Raw genomic sequence first — 664 nt, 5'->3', positions numbered from 1 at the left:
CGCCTCCTAAACAGTAACGGAGGCGCCCAAAGGTTCCCTCAGAATGGTTGGAAATCATTCGCAGAGTGTAAAGGCACAAGGGAGCTTGACTGCGAGACCTACAAGTCGAGCAGGGACGAAAGTCGGGCTTAGTGATCCGGTGGTTCCGCATGGAAGGGCCATCGCTCAACGGATAAAAGCTACCCTGGGGATAACAGGCTTATCTCCCCCAAGAGTCCACATCGACGGGGAGGTTTGGCACCTCGATGTCGGCTCATCGCATCCTGGGGCTGAAGTAGGTCCCAAGGGTTGGGCTGTTCGCCCATTAAAGCGGTACGCGAGCTGGGTTCAGAACGTCGTGAGACAGTTCGGTCCCTATCCGTCGCGGGCGCAGGAAATTTGAGAGGAGCTGTCCTTAGTACGAGAGGACCGGGATGGACACACCGCTGGTGTACCAGTTGTTCCGCCAGGGGCATAGCTGGGTAGCTACGTGTGGACGGGATAAGTGCTGAAAGCATCTAAGCATGAAGCCCCCCTCAAGATGAGATTTCCCATCACGTTAAGTGAGTAAGACCCCTTAGAGATGATGAGGTTGATAGGTCTGGTGTGGAAGCGTGGCGACACGTGGAGCTGACAGATACTAATCGGTCGAGGGCTTATCCTTAAAATTGTATGAAACGTTTGG

At 54.4% G+C, this 664-nt stretch carries 1 rRNA gene; it reads left to right on the top strand.

Features of this window, described 5'->3' with window-relative positions:
- Positions 1–643 (top strand): 23S ribosomal RNA (locus tag ACFQ4X_RS19075); the annotation flags it as partial.
- Between the last annotated feature and the right edge of the window lie 21 nt (positions 644–664).

It is taken from the genome of Fictibacillus halophilus, from assembly GCF_042680145.1.
GTDB lineage: Bacteria > Bacillota > Bacilli > Bacillales > Fictibacillaceae > Fictibacillus > Fictibacillus halophilus_A.
This window is presented reverse-complemented; position numbering and strand designations above follow the sequence as displayed.